Origin of the sequence: Streptomyces sp. NRRL WC-3549 (genome assembly GCF_000721935.1) — a bacterium.
Classification (GTDB): Bacteria; Actinomycetota; Actinomycetes; order Streptomycetales; family Streptomycetaceae; genus Streptomyces.
This window is the reverse complement of sequence record NZ_KL585407.1, coordinates 19,881-21,940: the sequence shown is the minus strand read 5'-3', so window position 1 is coordinate 21,940 and position 2,060 is coordinate 19,881. Positions and strand designations below refer to the sequence as shown.

Annotated in this window: 2 protein-coding genes and 1 pseudogene; all 3 read left to right on the top strand. The window is 71.9% G+C overall.

The window, feature by feature from the left end:
* A partial coding sequence (locus tag IH13_RS0119155) for an MFS transporter (protein ID WP_031086050.1) occupies positions 1-543 on the top strand: 543 nt, incomplete at its 5' end.
* Positions 544-600: 57 nt separating this feature from the next.
* The gene (locus tag IH13_RS0119150; protein WP_031086048.1) at positions 601-1,803 is read left to right on the top strand and encodes a homogentisate 1,2-dioxygenase; all 1,203 of its coding nucleotides are present in this window, start codon (positions 601-603) and stop codon (positions 1,801-1,803) included.
* Positions 1,800-2,060 (top strand): annotated as a pseudogene (locus tag IH13_RS0119145) (hypothetical protein); the annotation flags it as partial. The gene IH13_RS0119150 and the pseudogene IH13_RS0119145, both read left to right, overlap by 4 nt.

Below are 2,060 nucleotides of genomic sequence, written 5' to 3'. Positions count from 1 at the left end.
AACTTCTTCTCCCTGCCGCAGATCGTCCGGCAGCTCGACCCGTCCTACTCGGCCACCAACATCGGCTTCCTGGGTGCCGTCCCGTACCTGGTCGGCGCGGCCGGCATGCTCCTGGTGGCGCGGACCTCCGACCGCACGGGCGAGCGGCGCTTCCACGTCGTCGGGCTGATGCTGGTGGCGGCGGTGGGGCTGATCGGGACGATGGTGTTCCGGCACGATCCGGTGCCCGCGATGATCTGTCTCTCCCTCGTCGCGGTCGGTGTGCTCGGCTACATGGCCCCGTACTGGGCGCTGGCGGCACAGGTGCTGCCGCGCGGGCAGGCCGCGGTGGGGCTGGCGGGGATCAACTCCATCGCCGCTCTGGGCGGTTTCTTCAGCCCGTACATCATCGGCAGGAACGCCACCGCCGACGACGTCACCGTCGGCCTGTACTTCCCCATCATCTGCCTCGTCGTCTGTGCCGTGATGCTCTCCTTCCTCAAGGTGCCGAAGGAGCCGCGGCTCACCGCAACGGTCCCGTCGGCCACCACGGCGTCCGTCTGACCCCGTCCGGGCCGGGCCGCCTCGCGCGGCCCGGCCCCGTGAACCAAGGACATCCCCATGCCCTACTACCGCAGTGTCGGCGACGTCCCGCCCAAGCGGCACACCCAGCACCCTGACGCGGACGGCCGTCTCCGCTACGAGGAACTCATGGGCGAGGAGGGGTTCTCCTCCGACTCCTCGCTGCTCTACCACCGGGAGATCCCCTCGGCGATCACCGATTCCCGGGTCTGGGACATCCCCGGCCAGGGCACCACCGCCAACCACCCGCTCAAGCCCCGCCACCTCAAGACCCACGACCTCTTCCCGGACGACGCCCGGCGGGGCACCGACGCGGTGACGGGGCGGCGGCTGCTGCTCGGCAACGGTGACGTACGCATCGGCTACGTCGTCGCCGACACCGTCTCGCCGCTGTACCGCAACGGCATCGGTGACGAGTGCGTCTACGTGGAGGCCGGCAGCGCCACCGTGGAGACCGTGTTCGGGGCGCTTTCCGCCCGGGCCGGTGACTACGTCCTGCTCCCGAGGGCCACCACCCACCGGTGGCTGCCCGAGGGCGGGGAACCGCTGCGTCTCCTCTGCGTCGAGGCGAACTCGCACATCTCCGCCCCGCGCCGCTACCTGTCCCGCCACGGCCAGCTCCTGGAGCACGCGCCGTACTGCGAGCGCGATCTGCACGGCCCGGCCGGACCGCTGCTCGCCACCGGCACCGACGTCGAGGTGTACGTCAAGCACCGGGGGCCGCGCGGGGAGGTCCTGGGCACCGTGTTCACGCAGGCCACCCATCCCTTCGACGTGGTGGGCTGGGACGGCTGCCTGTATCCGTACACGTTCGGCGTCCACGACTTCGAGCCGCTGACCGGCAGACTGCACCAGCCGCCGCCCGCGCACCAGGTCTTCGAGGGCGACAACTTCGTCATCTGCAACTTCGTGCCCCGCAAGGTGGACTACCACCCGCTGGCCATCCCCGTGCCGTACTACCACTCCAACGTGGACAGCGACGAGGTGATGTTCTACTGCGGCGGCGACTACGAGGCCCGCAAGGGCTCCGGCATCGGCCAGGGCTCCGTCTCGCTGCACCCCGGCGGGCACGCGCACGGACCGCAGCCCGGCGCCTACGAGCGCTCGATCGGCGCCGAGTTCTTCGACGAACTGGCCGTCATGGTCGACACCTTCCGGCCGCTGGAACTGGGCGAGGGCGCGCACGCCGCCCAGGACCCGGACTACGCCTGGACCTGGGCGGGGCGAGGGCCGGCCTCGTGAACCCGGTGCTGAAGGGGCTCGTCGACGACGCCGGCCTGTTCCCGCCGACCGCGCTGCCGCCCGCCGAGGCGGTCGCCCGGCACCGCGACGACCAGGCCGCCGGCCACCCCATGCACACCCTGCGGTTCCTCGTGCCGGTGGGCCGCCTCGAAGAGGTACGGGCCGAACTGCGGCCGGAGGACCGGATCCGGCTCGGCCTGATCGCCGACGCCGCCGGCCCCGGGGACCCCGGTGAGCGGCTGCGCGCCGCGCTGGCC